17 protein-coding genes are annotated in these 16370 nt (G+C 58.8%); 16 read left to right on the forward strand and 1 reads right to left on the reverse strand.

The window, feature by feature from the left end; all coding sequences use genetic code 11:
- Positions 1-5 precede the first annotated feature (5 nt).
- From AB5287_RS06495 to AB5287_RS06570, 16 genes are all read left to right on the forward strand, one after another.
- Complete coding sequence (locus AB5287_RS06495; protein ID WP_007051633.1) at positions 6-776, forward strand: SDR family oxidoreductase; 771 nt, start codon at positions 6-8, stop codon at positions 774-776.
- 112 nt (positions 777-888) lie between these two features.
- Complete coding sequence (locus AB5287_RS06500; RefSeq protein WP_131212261.1) at positions 889-1560, forward strand: HAD family phosphatase; 672 nt, start codon at positions 889-891, stop codon at positions 1558-1560.
- A 267-nt stretch (positions 1561-1827) separates the two neighbouring features.
- Entirely contained in the window at positions 1828-2832 is a 1005-nt protein-coding gene (locus AB5287_RS06505) for a carbohydrate ABC transporter permease (protein WP_080713866.1), read from the forward strand.
- A 15-nt stretch (positions 2833-2847) separates the two neighbouring features.
- Complete coding sequence (locus tag AB5287_RS06510; protein ID WP_032735651.1) at positions 2848-3648, forward strand: carbohydrate ABC transporter permease; 801 nt, start codon at positions 2848-2850, stop codon at positions 3646-3648.
- A gap of 11 nt (positions 3649-3659) precedes the next feature.
- Positions 3660-5801 (forward strand): glycoside hydrolase family 43 protein, encoded by a 2142-nt coding sequence (locus AB5287_RS06515; RefSeq protein WP_131212262.1) that lies wholly within the window; start codon positions 3660-3662, stop codon positions 5799-5801.
- Between the two features lie 111 nt (positions 5802-5912).
- A complete protein-coding gene (locus AB5287_RS06520) occupies positions 5913-7238 on the forward strand; it encodes an ABC transporter substrate-binding protein (RefSeq protein ID WP_050491739.1) in 1326 nt (441 codons plus the stop codon).
- Positions 7239-7589: 351 nt separating this feature from the next.
- Entirely contained in the window at positions 7590-8618 is a 1029-nt protein-coding gene (locus AB5287_RS06525; protein ID WP_032735653.1) for a LacI family DNA-binding transcriptional regulator, read from the forward strand.
- A 103-nt stretch (positions 8619-8721) separates the two neighbouring features.
- On the forward strand, positions 8722-9447 hold the full coding sequence (locus AB5287_RS06530) for a DedA family protein (protein WP_032735655.1): 726 nt from the start codon (positions 8722-8724) through the stop codon (positions 9445-9447).
- Positions 9448-9669: 222 nt separating this feature from the next.
- Positions 9670-10620, forward strand: coding sequence for a P-loop NTPase (locus AB5287_RS06535; protein WP_131233232.1), 951 nt, complete (start codon positions 9670-9672; stop codon positions 10618-10620).
- Between the two features lie 6 nt (positions 10621-10626).
- The gene (locus AB5287_RS06540; protein ID WP_007051629.1) at positions 10627-11694 is read left to right on the forward strand and encodes a CpaF family protein; all 1068 of its coding nucleotides are present in this window, start codon (positions 10627-10629) and stop codon (positions 11692-11694) included.
- On the forward strand, positions 11694-12350 hold the full coding sequence (gene tadB, locus AB5287_RS06545; protein ID WP_368220974.1) for a Flp pilus assembly protein TadB: 657 nt from the start codon (positions 11694-11696) through the stop codon (positions 12348-12350). Before AB5287_RS06540 ends, tadB begins: the two co-directional genes overlap by 1 nt.
- Entirely contained in the window at positions 12347-12949 is a 603-nt protein-coding gene (gene tadC, locus AB5287_RS06550; RefSeq protein WP_008783736.1) for a Flp pilus assembly protein TadC, read from the forward strand. Before tadB ends, tadC begins: the two co-directional genes overlap by 4 nt.
- Positions 12950-13233: 284 nt before the next feature.
- Entirely contained in the window at positions 13234-13521 is a 288-nt protein-coding gene (locus AB5287_RS06555) for a DUF4244 domain-containing protein (protein WP_007051627.1), read from the forward strand.
- A gap of 5 nt (positions 13522-13526) precedes the next feature.
- Positions 13527-13904: a TadE family protein gene (locus AB5287_RS06560; RefSeq protein ID WP_347013876.1), complete on the forward strand. Its 378-nt coding sequence runs from the start codon at positions 13527-13529 to the stop codon at positions 13902-13904.
- 49 nt (positions 13905-13953) lie between these two features.
- The gene (locus AB5287_RS06565) at positions 13954-14331 is read left to right on the forward strand and encodes an Rv3654c family TadE-like protein (protein WP_013410434.1); all 378 of its coding nucleotides are present in this window, start codon (positions 13954-13956) and stop codon (positions 14329-14331) included.
- Between the two features lie 48 nt (positions 14332-14379).
- Positions 14380-15510 carry a diacylglycerol kinase family protein gene (locus AB5287_RS06570; RefSeq protein WP_007051624.1) on the forward strand — a complete coding sequence of 377 codons (1131 nt, stop codon included), beginning with the start codon at positions 14380-14382 and terminating at the stop codon, positions 15508-15510.
- Positions 15511-15707: 197 nt separating this feature from the next.
- On the opposite strand, the gene AB5287_RS06575 is transcribed toward AB5287_RS06570, so the two are convergent.
- Positions 15708-16307, reverse strand: a complete 600-nt coding sequence (locus tag AB5287_RS06575) for a TetR/AcrR family transcriptional regulator (RefSeq protein ID WP_007054684.1) — start codon at positions 16305-16307, stop codon at positions 15708-15710.
- Positions 16308-16370: the final 63 nt, after the last annotated feature.

Here is a 16370-nt window from a genome sequence, read left to right on the forward strand (position 1 = left end):
GTCCAATGGTGAATCTGGATGGCAGAACAGCGATCATCACCGGTTCCGGCAAGGGCATAGGAGCGGCTGTGGCGAAATGCCTGGCATCGCACGGAGCCGCTGTCGTCATCAATTACGTACATGACGCCGCCAGCGCGCAGCGCACCGTTGAAGACATCCACTCGCTGGGAGGCTTGGCTATAGCTGTACAGGCGGATGTTTGCGATGAATCGCAATCTTCCAAGCTAGTGGGTACCGCTGTCGACTCATTCGGCGGCGTGGACATCTTAGTGAATAATGCTTTCGGACGCTTCTCCTTTGACCCGCGTCGCCGTTCCACTTTTGCTGGAGGCGATTGGGATGAGTTTAGCGCACAGATCGAGGGATGCCTGCATGGTGCATATCTGATGTGCTCACATGTGGTGCCGCTGATGCGAGCCCAGACCTCCGGGCGTATCATCAACATCTCCAGCAATCTGGTCGATTCGCCCATCGTGCCCTACCATTCGTATATCACTGCCAAAGGCGGCTTGGTCGGCATGACCCGCTCTCTGGCCCAGGAGCTGGGCGGCTTCGGCATTACCGTTAATGCCATTGCCGCAGGTTTGACGGCCGGAACCGCATCCAGCGCAGCCACCACCGAGGATGTTCGTGAACGAATCATTGCCATGACGCCTCTTGGCCGCCTTGCCCGTCCCGATGACATCGCCGGAGGGGTCGCGTTGTTGGCGTCCGACATGGCCGGCTTCATTACCGGACAATGTCTGCACGTCGATGGTGGGCTGACCATGCGCTGAGGCGCAGGGGCGGTGTGCTGACGCGCTATGGTTGTCGCATCCGATTGGTGCAATGGAATGCAGCAAGAGTAAAGGCGCCAATTGGCGTGCGGGCATGCGGACGGAGGTAACTATGCTGCTCAAAGCCGTGTTCTGGGATTTGGACGGTACTCTCATCGATTCTGAGCCGCTCTGGCATGACGGTGAGATTGAGATCGCGCACAACAATGGCGGCGAGTGGAACGAGGACCTCGGTTGGGAGTGCTCCGGCACTCCGGTGCCACACGTGGCAGAGGTCATGATTGCGCATGGCTGCACATTGAGCGTTCCCGAAATCGACAAGCAGCTCAAGGATTATGTGTTCAAGGCGGAGGTCGAACGTCTGCCGTGGATTCCTGGTGTGCAAGACGTGCTGCATTCACTCAAGGAAGCCGACATCCCATCCATGCTGGTCACTACTTCGCCTCGCCGCATGGCCGAGAACATCATGAAGCAGGCTGATGGATTGCTTGCCGGCTACGTCTGCGGCGATGATCCGTACGAGCACAAGCCGAGCCCTGCCCCATATCTGGCCGCGGCTGAGAGACTCGGCATCGCGCCTGAAGACATGGTCAAGTGCGTGGTAATGGAAGATTCCTCATCCGGTCTGCGCTCCGGCACCGCCTCGGGGGCCACACTGATTGCGCAGACTGGCTGGATTCGCACCGACACTTCCGGCCTTGGCCAGTTTGCCTCCATCGACTCGTATGAGGGCATCGATGCGGCCGCGCTGGACGCCTTTGTGCGGCAGCGTTTGGGGGAGTAGAAATAGGCCGATTGTATCGGCAATGCATTCCGGCGTGTCGCAAGTATTTGCAACGTTTATATCAACCATTTGATGTCTGTTTTGACAAACTTCTGAAACGTTATAGAATTGTTACTAACGAAAAAACCTGAAACGTTCTAGAAAAACCGGCGCACAGCAGCGTCGGTTGACTGGTTTTCCGCTCCGGCAAAGCATGCCCGAGTATTTTTTGTGGCCAGTTTCTGAAATGTTACAGAAAAAGAGGATGAGGTACCAAGGGAGGTCATCATGACGGCAATTCAGGAAGCCGTTCCCGCCGCAGCGGGGGCAGTGCAAAGCCGTGGGGGAGAGGTGAGCAACGCGGCTGCGGCAGCCGGCAAACGTGTTCGTGCCCGCAAGCACAGCGGCGCATCGCAGAACTCATGGCAAAGCAAGCTGCGCCCCTACCTGTTCATCGCCCCGCTGGTCATTCTCTCCGGCGTCTTCATCTACTACTGCATCGGCTTCACCGTGGCCACATCCTTCACTGACTGGGACGGCATCTCCAGTGAGATGGACTTCATCGGCCTGAAGAACTACACCAAGCTGCTCGCTCCCGGCTCCGTGTTCTGGACGGCCTTGATGAACAACATCATCTTCATGGTCGTCACCGTGGTCATCCAAGCCGGGCTCGGACTGCTGCTCGCGGTGATCCTCAAGGAGCGCCTGCGTGGTTCCAGCTTCTTCAAGGCGATCTTCTTCATGCCCATCGCCATGGCCCCGGTCATCATCGCCGCCATCTTCCGCATCATCATGGATCCGAACGTCGGCGCCATCAACGAGGCCCTGCGCTTCCTGCACTTGGACTTCCTGGCCCAAAGCTGGCTTGGCGATCCGCACATCGCCCTCTACTCGATCTGTGCCATCAACATCTTTGAATGGATGGGCTTCTCGATGATCATTTACTACGCCGGTCTGATGTCCATCTCCGATGACATCTACGAAGCCGCCAAGATCGACGGCTGCGGATTCTGGAACACCCTCTTCCGCATCACCATTCCGAACCTGTCCGGCACCACCAACACGCTTATCCTGCTTGGCATCGTCGGCTCGCTGAAGACCTTCGATATCGTCATCCAGACCACAGGCGGCGGCCCTGGTCGTTCCACCGAATTCCTGAACACCTACCTGTACAAGGCCGGCGTGCAGCAGTTCAACGGCGGCCTGTCCGCGGCCATCGGCGTGATGGTCCTCATCATCGCCGTGGTGCTCTCCCTGATTCAACTTGCCTTCAACAAGCGTGCCAACAACTAACGAAAGGACGTCATCATGAAGCGTAAAACCAGTGCGACGGTCATCATGTACGCCGTCCTCGTATTCTTCTTCGTCATCTGGATTTTCCCGATTTACACGGCAATCACCAAGTCCCTGCAGGCGGGCGGCTGGAACAGCTACCTGTCCGTGATCAACAATAAGGACGTGCACTACTTCCGCGTGGTGTTCAACAGCTTCTTCATCTCCGTGGTCACCGCCGTGATCGTGGTGGTCATCACCTCGCTCGCCGGCTACGCCTTTGCCAAGATGAAGTTCACCGGTTCCCAGGTGATCTACGTGCTGCTGCTCGCCTGTATGGCCGTGCCAATTGCCTCCGTGACCATGCCGCTGTTCTTCACCATCAAGACATTCGGCCTGACCAACACCTACCTCGGCATGATCATCCCGTTGGTGGCGTTCAACGCCCTGCAGATGCTGCTGCTCTGGCGCAACTACTTCAACGGCGTGCCAGACGAAATCATCGAAGCCGCCCGCGTGGACGGCTGCGGTTCCCTGCGCATCTGGGCTCGTATCTTGATGCCTATCTCCACGCCGATGATCGCCACCACCGGCGTGCTGACCTTCGTCTACTCCTGGAACGAATACCTGATTCCGTTGCTGCTCATCCGCGACGAATCCAAGTATCCGGTCACGCTGGCCTCCACCTACTTCATGGAGACCCGTAGCCAGACGCCGGAGATGGTGGCCCAGGAATACGCTGCCCTGATTCTGATGACGATTCCGTCCATCATCGTCTACCTGATTAGCCAGAAGTGGCTGCAGTCCGGCATCACCGCCGGCGCCGTCAAGAGCTGAGGTGACCCAAAATGACCGCAACCATTAGCAACGGTGTATCCGCCAGTTACAGCCCTGCGGAAGACGAGCTCGGCGCAGCTGACCCCACCGCCTTGCTTGCCGAATCTGGCGATTTGAAGCCGCTGGCCGAACGCACTTATACGAATCCGGTTCCATATGCGGACGGTAAGTCCCATACCGCGCCCGACCCGTTCGTGCTCAAATACCGCGACCTCTACTACTGCTACGCCACTGACGAGCACGGCATTCTGGTCTCCACCTCACCGGACATGGTGCATTGGACCTCACATGGATTCTGCTACACCGAAGCCGGACGCAGAAACTTCTGGGCCCCATCGGTGATTCTCATCAACGGCGTCTTTCACATGTACTTCTCGAATATGCCGGCCGAGGAGACCGACACCCACACGGAAATCATGCGTGTGGCCGTGAGCGAGGATCCGCTCGGCCCGTTCGAAAAGAAAGCGGAGCTGTTCAACACCTTTGCCATCGACTCCCAAGTGGTCTATGGCGATGACGGCCAGTTGTACTTGCTTTACGCCGACAATCAGGTCACCGGCCTGAGCGATGACCGGCCCGGAACCTCCGTGATGATCGATCGCCTTGCGTCCCCGTATTCGCGTGAGAACAAACCGCGCCCGCTCATCGTGCCCACCATGGACGAGGAGATCTTTGCCCGCAACCGTTTCGGCGATGGCTGCGACTGGCACACCGTGGAAGGCGCCACATACTTCGCCTACCGTGACCGCGCGTTCATCACCTACTCGGCCAACGCCTACGAGCATGAGGACTACTTCGTCGGATACTCGTACGCACAGCTGCCGAACAAGCAGGCCGACGCCCACATCGATCAGCTCGATTGGACGAAACAGCTCAACGAGAACCGCTTCGATCCGCTGCTTATCCGCAGCCCAAAGGTTGAAGGCACGGGCCACAACTCCATAGTCAAAGCGCCCAATGCCGTTGATGACTGGATTGTCTACCACGGTCGTAACGCCGATGACGAGCTGTATGTGGGCACCGAACAGCGCGTAATGCGCATCGACCCACTGTACTACGCCGAAGGAGGGCTCGACACCCCAGGACCTACCGCCGCCGCTCAAAGCGCCCCGCTGTATGGCACTGTGCATGATGATTTTGCGGATGGCCTGAACGCCGGATGGTCGGTTATTTCCGGCGCGGCCCACACTGAATCTGATGCGGACGGTCACGCGCTTGTTGCCGACGAATCCAGTGTATTCATCGCTGTGTCGGGCAAATCGTCCGCAACCCAAGTGATTGACGTCTGGGCCAAAGCTCCCGTCACCCCACTGGGCGCACGATTCGGCATCGTGGTGCGGTACCAGGATGCCAACAACCTCACCAAACTCGAGGTGGATGCTGGCCGCCAGGTAATTAGCGTGGTCGATGTGATTGGTGGCGTTGCCTCCGAACGCGTGACCAATGCCGACCTCCATGACTTCGATTCCCATGCCTGGCATGAGTACCGGCTTGAGCGCCGCTACTGCAGGCTGGAGATCCGCATTGATGGCCGTTTTGCCGCGTCCTGCACCATCAGTGATAAGCCCGGTCGGGCGGGATTGTTCTCGTTACGAACGGGGGCCGCGTTCAGCGCATATGCGGCCACTGAACATGTGAATCTGTGGGGTGCCGGATTGCGGGATCTCGGTCGAGAATTGCATGCTGACCGCCGACTCGTCATCGACGGCGGCGTGAGGCCCAGCGGCGTGTGTCCAGTAACACTCGAATTGGCATACCCGCTGGTCAGCAACCGTTTTGTCCTTGATTTCGCTGAACAGACGAGCCGCGGGCAGGCGCTGTTGTCTCTTGGCGAATACCGTTTATCCGGCACGGCATCATCCGTGGAGTTCATGCGCAACGGTAAGTCGCTGCCTTCCACCCCGGAGCCGGCCAGGCTGCGTGTCTTTGAAGACAACGTCCGCCGTGACCGTTCGGGCCGAGCCGTGCTCACCATCCGTATCGAAGCTCTGAACGGCACGATGCGACTGCACCTACGTGGCAAAACCTGGCAGGTGCCGTTTGCGGACAATGCGGCCCGTGTCCGTATCACTCTTGATCGCGCATCCCTGACCGGATACGAGAGGACATCGCTGGAATCCAGCATCGAGGAAAGGAGTGCGTCCGGCAATTGAGCCAACATCAGCCGCACATATTGGGTGTGGCTGGCTTCACCATCCAATTCCGATGATCTTCCACAACGAAGTGAACCAATAAGAGAAACAAGGAAAATAAGGAGAACAATCATGTTCAACATGAAGAAGGCGATCGCCGCAGTGGGCGCTCTCGCTATGTCTGCAGGTCTGCTTGCCGGATGCGGTTCGGGCAGCGGCGGCTCCGATGAGGGAGTCGGTACCAAGGACAGCCCGGTTGAGCTGACCTTCTGGACCTGGCAGCCTACCGATGCCCAGTGGAAGTCGGTTTACGCCGCCTTCCAGAAGAAGTACCCGAACATCAAGATCAACTGGTGGCGTACTTCTGAAATGGCCGACTACCAGAAGAAGCTGCAGACCTCGATGGCCGGCGGCGAAGGCCCGGATGTGTTCGGTGTGCAGGCCGGTTCCACTGTGGAACAGTATGGCCGTTTCGCCGACGATATGAAGGAGCTGGCCGACAAGTACATGCCCGGCTGGGATTCCAAGGTGGCCGAGGGCGCCGTGGCGCAGACCACCAACAAGGATGGCAAGATGGTGGCCATGCCGACCATCACCTCCGGCTCCGAATACATCCTGTACAACAAGACGCTGCTTGACGAGCAGGGCATCAAGGTGCCCACCACCTACGATGAGCTCGTGGCTGCCAACAAGGAACTCAAGGCCAAGGGTCTGATGCCGCTGGCCCTCGGCGCCAAGGATGGCTGGCACCTCGACGATATCTTCGTGTGGCTGTCCAACCAGTACGGCGAAGGTGACGTGTACAAGGCCGCCGAAGGCAAGGCCAAGTTCACCGATGAGACCTTCGTCAAGACCATGAAGGCTTGGAAGCAGATGATCGATGATGGTCTGTTCCAGGATGGTGCAGTTGGTACTGCGACCTACCCGGATGCTCGCGACAACTACTTCTACGCCCGCAAGTCCGCTTTCTTCCCGACCGGCTCCTGGCACGTTTCCGCCGTGCTGCCGAACGATGAGACCAAGGGCACGGCCGTTGAGAAGGACGAGCTAGGCATGATGGAATTCCCGCAGGTGGGAGACAAGGCCACCGGCCCGACCACTGGTGTGGACTTCGGCCTGAGCGTGAACAAGGACTCCAAGAAGAAGGAGGCCGCCATGAAGTTCATCGAGTTCATGACCACCGGCGAAGGCCAGCAGGAGTGGATCAACACGCTGCAGGGTGCTCCGGTCGACAAGGACATGAAGGTCGAAGTGCCGTCTGACGCCACGGAATCCGCCAAGGCCAGCATCGATTTGGTGACCAAGGGCCAGGCCTCTTCCAAGCTTGAGCGCAAGCTCACCTCCCAGGAACTCAACGACGAGATCGGCGTGCAGATGCAGAACGTCTACACCGGCGACGCCACCGTTGACTCCGCGCTGAAGGCCATTCAGCAGGTCAACGAATCCATCGAAAGATAGGAATATCACATAGTTTCTACTCCTCGAGCGGGCCCGTCCGGTACGAATTCTCGTTGCCTGGCGGGCCTTCTTTGTTGGTTTGCCGAAGTGGCCCTGATTTATTACCGCCGGCGGAGTCTGTTGACGGTTGCAGCGGGAGTCGTGGGCGGCGTGTCGGACCCGTCCCTGCTGGCGGGGCTGTCGGCAAGGCCGACTGGGGGTGATTCTGCGGACGCCTGAACGAAACGGCCTGCGGGGCGATATCCCACATGGTTTATGCTGGAAACACGCATCTGAAACGTTCGGCAACCAGTATGGCGACGTGGATGGTGCCATGCCGAGTGGTTGATGGACTGAATATGAGGGGGCGCTATGGTTGCGAGTTCGCGCAAGGCGACGCTGCACGATGTGGCGAAACGTGCGCACGTGTCCGTGGCATCAGTGTCCAATTACCTCAACGATTACCCCTATATGAAGCCGGCCACGCGCGAACGTATCCAGCAGGCCATTGACGAGCTGGGCTATGTGACCAACCAGCAGGCTCGCAATTTGCGTTCCGGCCGCACAGGACTCATCTCATTGTCTCTGCCGGATTTGAACCAGATTTACTTTTCCGAACTGGCCGAAGAGATGATCACGCGGGCACGGGAATATGGATACCGCATCATCATCGAATCGACCGGCAACGACCGCCAGCGCGAGATCGAGAGCGCACATGCCATGGCCAGCAATATGACCGACGGACTTATTTTGAGCCCCACGGCCATGCGGGCGGAGGATGTGGCCGAGCTCGAGGGCGACTACCCGCTGGTAGTGCTGGGCGAGCGTATCTTCAACGCACCTGCGCCGCACGTGGTGATGCCCAATGAATTGGGTGCCCAAGCCGCTACCACGCATCTGCTGGAGGCCGGATGCCGCACCGTCGCCGTGGTGGGCGGAACGTTGGACGAATCCGTGCCGTCCTCTCGTTCGATGCGAACCAAGGGGTATCTCAGCGCCTTTGCGGAACGTGGAGTGACGCCTGATCTGAACCTGATCCGCGAGTGCGGCGAATGGACCAGTGCCGAGGGCGCTCAGGCGGTACGTGAGATGTATGCGCAGGGCATTCGACCGGATGGCATTTTTGCGCTGAATGATTTGCTGGCGATGGGTGTTATCAGTCAGCTGCGGGAAATGCGCGTGCGAGTGCCGGAAAGCGTGCGTGTGGTGGGCTTCGATGATATCGATGAGGCTAAGTACACGATTCCCCCGCTGACCACTGTGGATCCGCAGCGCGCGCGTATTGCTGAGATTGCCATCACGTCGATTCTTGATCAGGTCAAGACGGGGGCTCGGGCGCCGAGGCGGCGTATTGATGTGGAGTATTCGTTGCGTTACCGCGCTTCCTCGCCGCAGGTGTAGCAGTTGTGTTGGCCGGCTGGTAGGGTATTTGACGGTTTGCATATAACTGTCTGGTTCATTGGGCTGGCAGCTCAATACAAGATTTAGGACTCATAGGAAACACATGGGCTTCGTTAATTTCATCATCGAACTGCTGAAGGATCCGCGTGCCGCGATTGCCGGTTGGATTGCCATGGGCGTGGCGCCGACCCTCGGATTCATCTTCCTCATCATATTCATCGAAACGGGCGTGGTGTTCTTCCCGTTCCTGCCCGGTGATTCGCTGTTGTTCGCGGCCGGCGTGTTCGCAGCCCCGGATGCTGCGACCGGCAAGGCCGCGCTGCCGCTGTTCTGGTTGCTGCCGGTGGTTTGGTGCGCGCCGATTATCGGCGACCAGTGCAACTACTTCATCGGTCATTTCTTTGGCCGCCGTATTATCCAATCCGGCAAGGTGAAGGCGCTGACTCCTGAGCGACTGGCCAAAACCGAGGGCATGATTGAAAAGTGGGGCCCGCTGGCTGTGTTCCTGGGCCGCTTCTTCCCGTTCATTCGTACGTTCATGCCGTTCATTTCCGGTATTTCCGGTATGCGTTGGAGCCGTTTCACGCCGTTCTCAGTGCTCGGCGGCCTGTGCTGGTCCACGTTGTTCACGCTGCTGGGCTACTTCTTCGGCAACATTCCGGCCGTGCAGGATCACTTCGAACTGGTGATCGTGCTGATTCTGCTGGTTTCGCTCGCCCCGACCATCATCGGTCTGTTCAAGGCCAAGTTCGGCAAGAAGAAGCCGGCCAAGGTGACCGATGCTCAGTTGGATGCTATGGAAGACGGCATCAAGAACCTCGATAAGTAAGCAAGAAATGTAGATTACCGCATAAGGAATCGTCGTGAAAATGAAGGCCCTGACTGTGCGTATGAGGTCAGGGCCTTTTCTGCATGAGATGGGCGTGAAACAGCAGCGTGGTTATCCACATTTGTCGTGGACGACATGCCGGGGTGTGGATAACTCGGCAAGCTAGAACCACAATGGTCGATTCGTGTTGAGCATTGAACTCGGACACGTTTCAATCGGCTTATGAATAGCAACACCACACCCCGCGTGGCGCGTAGGATTACCTCGCCAGCGGTAGCACCTCCGGGCATTCCGCTGCCCACGGACGATGCGCCGATTCCAGCGCATCGCTACTACACTCCGCCGCCCAGGCCGTTGGCCTCATGCGAACGGCAGAGATCGGGCGAGGCTCCGGCACTCGCCCTAACTACAGACACCAGCTTCCATAACATTGTGACGATGACGTCAGGTCATGGAGGCGTGGGGTTGAGTGTCCTGGCTTCCATGCTTGCATGGACATTGGCGAGACGTGAACACAGCTGCGCTCTCATAGACGCTGACTTCGTGGCCGGATGCCTTGACCTGCTGCTCGGTGTGGAACGAGAGCCGGGCTTGCGATTCAGCCAAGTCGACGCGCCCCTCGGCCGTATCGAGGGTGAGGCGATGAACCATGAGCTGATGACGTGGGAGGGTGTGCGAGTACTTCCCTATGACCCTTGGAGCGCGCGCCAGCCTGACTGGTGGGAAGTCCAAGCGGCCATTCGAGCCTTGGCGGAAACGAACGACGTTGTCATCGTAGATGCCGGTCAGGGTGGACTCATTGAGACCGTACCCGATCTGCGCAGTGGCATGCAGGTGATTGCCGCGGAATTGTCGGTGATGGGGCTGGCCAGAGCCAAGTCGCACCGGTCCAGACTGGATTCATGGGGCTGTGAAGCGCCACATATCGTCGGCGTGGAACCACGTGGCGCTCCACGTGGGAGAGGCCACGTGGGTATTGGTGAGGCGCAGGACTATTTGACTGCCACGGTATTGGGGCCTGTCAAACCAAGTGTCAATCTGTGTGGAGACGTACTGGAAGGCCTCGGCATCAGATCGGTGACCAAAGGCAGCCGCAAAGCCGTGAGCTTGCTTGCCGATCTTGTCGAGCAGGCCATTCGCCCGGTTTCGGGAGCTTCTTGCAAGGACCGGTGATGCGGTATGGCTGCCGTAATCACTCGGGCTGATGAGCCCGGCGCAGTGCCCAGAACTGTGTTCTTCGGTCTATTGAATGATGTGGCATCCGACCCGCAGGTTACCGATCTGGCGGTGACCTGTGATGGCCGCGTTTGGGCGGACCGCGGCAACGGCATGCGAGAAACAGTATTGCGTGTGCCGTTTCGCTCGCCGCAAGTAGTTCGAGAATACGCCGTCCAACTGTGCGCGCAGCTTGGGCGCAGACTGGATGATGCCTGCCCGATAGCGGACGCCGCCAGTCCAGACGGCATCCGCGTGCATGCGGTGATTGCCCCATTGGTGCCACAAGGTGCCGCAATCTCCATACGGTTCCCTGACAGGACCATGGCATCGTTGCGACATCTGAGCCAATTAGGTGTATTCCCGGCTGCTTGGCTGCCGATGTTCGTGGGACTGGTGCGCAGACATGCCACAGTGCTGATTACCGGCGGAACAGGCGTGGGCAAGACCACCTTGCTCAAGGCGCTGCTGGCGCAATGCGATGTGAACGAGCGCATCGTCACCGTAGAGGAAGTTCGTGAACTGGGAGAACTGGGGCGTGGCGATCATGTGTCGTTGGTAACGCGCGAGGCGAATGTGGAGGGCGTCGGAGCCATAAGTCTGACGGACTTGGTCAAAGCGACGTTGCGAATGCGCCCCGACCGCGTGGTGCTGGGCGAATGCCGTGGCGCGGAAATCGTCGACCTATTGCGCGCGTTCAATTCTGGTCATCACGGTGGCATGACCACTGTGCATGCGGACGGCGTGAACCGAGTACCGTCCAGGCTGATTTCGCTTGGATTACTCGCCGGAGTCAGTCCACAGGCGTTGGCCATGCTGGCGGCAGGCGCTTTCGACGCGGTGGTGCATTTGGAGCGAGTGAACGGACAGCGGCGTATCACGCAGATCGGCGAACTGCGTGTAGCACATGGTGAACTGGCAGGAACACCGCTGGCGGTATGGAATGGCTGCCATCCTCCTCGGTATGCCGCCGAATGGGGGCACTTCATTGAACGATGGGGCATCGTTCCCGGGCCGAGTGGTGGTGGGTGATGATGTGGTGTGCTGTTCTGGTGGCGCTCGCCGTGCTGATATGGCCGGGGAACAAGTCCGGGAGGCTGTATCGGCTGGCTTACCGCGGGCTTGCGGTCGATTCCGCAGCCATAAACGAACCTCGATATGCCGGCTCACCTCGCGTGGGCGTTGCGCAGGTGATTACGTCCGCCATCGCGCGATTGCGAGGTGGCGGCACATTGGTTGAAGCATTCGAGGAACAATCCAGCAGACGCTTCGCCACTCAGCGCGTTACTGTGGAACGGCTCATAACGGTGTTCGAACAGCGGCGTCTGCCCGACGAATCACCAGCGCAGGTACTTGAAGCTGCACGCGGGGTCACCGCCGCAGCGGTTTTGAGCGATGAGCTCGGTTGCCAAGCAGTGCCATGTCTGGAAGCGGTATTGACTGCTTACCGGCAGATGAGGCTGATGCAGAACCTGCGATCGCAAGCATGTGCCGTTCCTAAAGCCACTGTGGGGCTGCTGAGCGCGCTTCCGGCCGTCACTGTGGCATTGGGCGAGCTTCTGGGAGCTAGACCATTGGCGTTCTTGCTTGGATCGCCACGCGGTGTGGTCTGCTTGGTATTAGGGGGATGTTGTTATGCTGCCGGCTTGGCATGGATGCGGGCATTGTTGAAAGGCAGCGGATTATGAGTACGGTGTGGGTACACGCCGCGGCAGGCTGTGCGGCGATCGCTAGTTGGCTGTATAAGGCTCCGTCTTGTCATGACAGCCGCTTGCCGGGCGAGGAACCGGCCGTAGCGCATGATTGCGGGTCGTCATGGACCATACTCATATTGCGTATGTCGCAGGTGTCCTTGCGTCAGGGCTCCTCGATTCCCCGGGCGCTTGACATGGTGGGCAAAGCCGTCGGCGGCGACTGCGGCGCTCGCATGAGCGAGGTCGGGAGATCCCTGACCAGAGGGGTTCCCTGGGCTGATGCGTGGCATGCCGCTATGGCTGTTCAGCATGAGGGTGCGCCAGCTGATAGTTCATCCGGAAAACGTACCAGCAGAACGCAACGAGATCTTGGCCTGCTGCAATCGGCTTTGGAATCGTCATGGACGCATGGCGATATGCCTGGCGTGCGCCTCGAATCCGCCATTGAACAGCTGGACCGTGACGAGCGTGCCGCCATCGAACGGAATGCCGCGAAGCTGTCGGTAAAGCTACTGATGCCTACAGGGCTATGTTTTCTGCCGGCATTCGTGCTGGTAGGAGTCATTCCGGCGATTGCGTCCTTCATGATGTGAATATAGGCGTGAACTGAGTGCGCTTAGGGTGAATCTTGTTGTATCGCTCGGTATTGCACTTGGCTGCGTTTGGTTATCCACATTGGTGGTGGACGACACGTCGGGGTGTGGATAACTCGGCAAGCTAGAACCACATACCCCGTTTTCCCTGGTGCATGAAGCGTTGATAGTCCACAGTGGTATGCACCCCGCGTCAACCCGGCGCGGGGGCCAACCACTCACACACGCATGGGGAAGGTGCGAAGCCACTGCGCAGCTTCCCCTCCTTACCGAAAGGAACGCCAATGAATACCCCTATCCCCGTCATCGTCGACGGGCAGGCCGGCATCTTTGCGCACAGCAAGGCTCGTGTGGCCACGCTGAACGCCAAGGCGAAAGAACGGCTATGCCTCATGGACGCACGCATCCGCACCCTCATGGCTGAGCCCGAAGAAGGCGCGGCCACTGCGGAATACGCAGTCGTACTCGTTGCGGCTACAGGCTTTGCGGCGGTGCTGGTCGCCATCCTGAAGTCGGATGCCATCAAGACGTTGCTGACCAACATCATCAAACAGGCTCTGAAAGTCGGGTGACAGCCATGAAGACCATGACATGCCGGTGGCGGCTCGCCAGACTGCCGCCAGACCTATGCACGGGATCGGCCACCGCCGAATTCGCAATCGTATTGCCCAGCATTATCGCCATCGCCGGGCTGATATTGGCAATAGGACGTGTGGTCATCGTTTCCATGGACTGTCAAAGTGCCGCGGCAGCGGCTGCACGCGAGTTTGTGGTTACCGGTGACGAATCATCCTCGCGCAGCATAGCTGCGGACGTTGCCGGGGGAAAGCCCCACGTCAGCATTGCCCACGACGGCCAATCGACGAGTGTGACGGTCGAATGTTCGGTATTGCCCGGTCCGCTGGATGTAACTCCAACGCGGGTTACCGGCAACGCTACGGCGATAAGCCAATAACGGTCGGCTGGCTGGGCGGCCGCAACAGAAAGGAACTGCGGTGCAGGGAATGCGTTATGAGGAGGGATCGGGCACGATGGCCGGAGCCATGCTGGTTATGGTGGTGGGCATTGCGCTCGCGGTGGCGGCAAGTGTGGGCAACCTCATGATCTGCCAGAACCGAGCGCGTTCCCTCGCCGACCTTATCGCCTTTGACGCCGCGTATGCGCTGTGGCATGCGGATATCGGTGATCCATGTGCGCTCGCCGCCAACATGGCTGAAGCGAATGGTGTAGTTTTGGGCTCCTGCTCCGTGCGGGATGAAGACGTGTTGGTAACCATCAAGGTGGAAACCATGGTCCTGGTGGCATCATCCGTGGAGCGGATGGCTCGGGCCGGACCGGTGAGTTGTACGGAAGGAGACAATTATCACAATAATGGACCGTAAAGCACCGATACTCTGGCGGGCTTCTGGGCCTTTGGCTAAGGTGAGAGCATGAGCGAGAGTGAACGCAACGAGCGCCGTCGCGTGGTGGCCATGGTGGGCAACCCCACTTCCGATAAAGGCCGTGGCGCTAAGGTGGACGCGCAGGTATTGGGTCTGCTGGAGGAAGCCGGCCGTGCCCATAACTTCGACGTCATCGACATCACCGGCACGAGTTTCGACGATTCCCTGAACCAGGCGCGTGAACGCGCGCACGAGTACGACTATCTCGTAGTGGTCGGTGGCGACGGCATGATCGCACTTGGAGCGAACGCCGTGGGCTGCAGTGGCAAGCCGTTGGGCATCGTGGCCACGGGGTCGGGCAACGATTTCGCACGAGGACTGAAGCTGCCGGTCAACCGTATCGAAACCGCAGTGGAAGGTATCGTCGGTGCTATCGTGCGCGGATCACACATCGATGTGGACATGGGACGCGTGACCTCTTTGGACGGCGGCTATGCCGTGGATCCCTCCACTGGCGAGGAGTACGAGTACCAGGAGAGCAAGTCCGCCGAGCATCCGATTGACCGGTACTATGCGGGCATGCTGTCCTGTGGTCTTGACGCGAGCATCAACGACCGTGCGAATCATTCGCATCTGCCGACCGGCACCATGCGCTACTTTGCGGCGGTGCTGGTGGAGCTGACGCATATGAAGCGTTATGGTTACCACATCAAAGCCACATTGGCGGACGGGACCACGGATGAACGAGACATCATCACACCATTGCTGACGATTGCGAATTCGAGGCATATCGGTGGCGGCATTGAGGTCTCGCCGTACTCCTGCTTCTCCGATGGATTGTTGGACCTGGTGTGGATGGACCACGTGCCGAACTTCGGCGAATGCGCGGTGGCCATTTCGAATGCCTATAACGGCAAGCTACTTGCTTCAAAGGTGTTCGGCTGGAAACGTATCCGTGAAATCGAAGTCACGCGGGCAACGGAAGGAGACGAGCCGCCGGTGCTGATGGCGGACGGCGAATATATCGGGCATTTGCCATTTAGGGTAGTGGCCGAGGACTGCGCGTTGCGCGTGCTAGTGCCGCCGGCCGTAGCCGCCCGTGAGGTGGATTCCCGACAGGAAGTGCTCAACGCCATTGCCCGAGATGGTCGCGATCCCGTGACCGGCCAGTTCGCGTGACCCGATTATATTGGCTCCCCTCATTAGGCTGAGCCGTAAAGCAAACAGCCCAGTGGGCTGTTTGTAGGCGAGGGTTCGACGATAGTCGAACCAGAAGAAAGTCAGCCGTAGGCTGTCCGCAATTGCGGACGAGCTGGCCGCGAAGCGGACTGAGGGGAGTGCGGGAGAGCGGTACCAGAGCCAATGCCCGTCAGACCTCAGACGACATAGCTTTCGATATGCAGCGTCTGCGCCATGACCTCTTTGATGGTTCGGTCGCTGATGTTCGGATGCGAGCGAATCAGTGAGATAAGCCCCACAATCAGTGTGAAGAACGTCTCATGGACGTTGGTGATTGGCAGGCCATGCATCTGCTCGAAATCACGTACGGTGGTCTGGGCAATGTAGTCGGCAATACGGTCCGCCGCGCGGTCAATGAACTTGATATACAGTTCGGCGTTGCCGTCTTGGATCATACGGTTTGAGAAGGGGCTCTCGTCGGCGATCAGGGAGCGGAGTACATGCACGATGTCGTCTAATGCCTTGTTCACGTTGCCTGTTTCGCGCGCTTGGTTCCACTGCTTCAACGTGGTGAGGATTTCGTCGATGACGTTATCGAGTACTGCGTCAGCTACGGCTTCCTTGTCTTCGAAGTAGTGGTAGAACAGCGAACGCGTCATACCGACTTCGCTTGCGATGTCGGAAACGGTGATTTTGGAGAAGCCTTTTTCCAGACACACCTTGCGCGCGGCTTGCACGATGGCGTCGCGCCGGGCATCGCCGCGGGTGGGGCGTTTCTCGTCGAGGATATCGCTCATGGGTGCCTCCTGACCACAACCGTTATTGACACTATGTTAATACAAAGAAAGCGGTTAATAACA

It is taken from the genome of Bifidobacterium sp. RTP21102st3_E2_RTP21102_210122, assembly GCF_040916945.1.
In the GTDB taxonomy this organism is placed as follows: Bacteria; Actinomycetota; Actinomycetes; order Actinomycetales; family Bifidobacteriaceae; genus Bifidobacterium; species Bifidobacterium longum.

What these genes read in the sequence shown, in the direction of transcription:
- AB5287_RS06495 (WP_007051633.1), top strand. Translation starts at nt 6, where the DNA reads ATGGTGAATCTGGATGGCAGAACAGCGATCATCACCGGTTCCGGCAAG.
- AB5287_RS06500 (WP_131212261.1), top strand. Translation starts at nt 889, where the DNA reads ATGCTGCTCAAAGCCGTGTTCTGGGATTTGGACGGTACTCTCATCGAT.
- AB5287_RS06505 (WP_080713866.1), top strand. Translation starts at nt 1,828, where the DNA reads ATGACGGCAATTCAGGAAGCCGTTCCCGCCGCAGCGGGGGCAGTGCAA.
- AB5287_RS06510 (WP_032735651.1), top strand. Translation starts at nt 2,848, where the DNA reads ATGAAGCGTAAAACCAGTGCGACGGTCATCATGTACGCCGTCCTCGTA.
- AB5287_RS06515 (WP_131212262.1), top strand. Translation starts at nt 3,660, where the DNA reads ATGACCGCAACCATTAGCAACGGTGTATCCGCCAGTTACAGCCCTGCG.
- AB5287_RS06520 (WP_050491739.1), top strand. Translation starts at nt 5,913, where the DNA reads ATGTTCAACATGAAGAAGGCGATCGCCGCAGTGGGCGCTCTCGCTATG.
- AB5287_RS06525 (WP_032735653.1), top strand. Translation starts at nt 7,590, where the DNA reads ATGGTTGCGAGTTCGCGCAAGGCGACGCTGCACGATGTGGCGAAACGT.
- AB5287_RS06530 (WP_032735655.1), top strand. Translation starts at nt 8,722, where the DNA reads ATGGGCTTCGTTAATTTCATCATCGAACTGCTGAAGGATCCGCGTGCC.
- AB5287_RS06535 (WP_131233232.1), top strand. Translation starts at nt 9,670, where the DNA reads ATGAATAGCAACACCACACCCCGCGTGGCGCGTAGGATTACCTCGCCA.
- AB5287_RS06540 (WP_007051629.1), top strand. Translation starts at nt 10,627, where the DNA reads ATGGCTGCCGTAATCACTCGGGCTGATGAGCCCGGCGCAGTGCCCAGA.
- tadB (WP_368220974.1), top strand. Translation starts at nt 11,694, where the DNA reads ATGATGTGGTGTGCTGTTCTGGTGGCGCTCGCCGTGCTGATATGGCCG.
- tadC (WP_008783736.1), top strand. Translation starts at nt 12,347, where the DNA reads ATGAGTACGGTGTGGGTACACGCCGCGGCAGGCTGTGCGGCGATCGCT.
- AB5287_RS06555 (WP_007051627.1), top strand. Translation starts at nt 13,234, where the DNA reads ATGAATACCCCTATCCCCGTCATCGTCGACGGGCAGGCCGGCATCTTT.
- AB5287_RS06560 (WP_347013876.1), top strand. Translation starts at nt 13,527, where the DNA reads ATGAAGACCATGACATGCCGGTGGCGGCTCGCCAGACTGCCGCCAGAC.
- AB5287_RS06565 (WP_013410434.1), top strand. Translation starts at nt 13,954, where the DNA reads ATGCGTTATGAGGAGGGATCGGGCACGATGGCCGGAGCCATGCTGGTT.
- AB5287_RS06570 (WP_007051624.1), top strand. Translation starts at nt 14,380, where the DNA reads ATGAGCGAGAGTGAACGCAACGAGCGCCGTCGCGTGGTGGCCATGGTG.
- AB5287_RS06575 (WP_007054684.1), bottom strand. Translation starts at nt 16,307, where the DNA reads ATGAGCGATATCCTCGACGAGAAACGCCCCACCCGCGGCGATGCCCGG.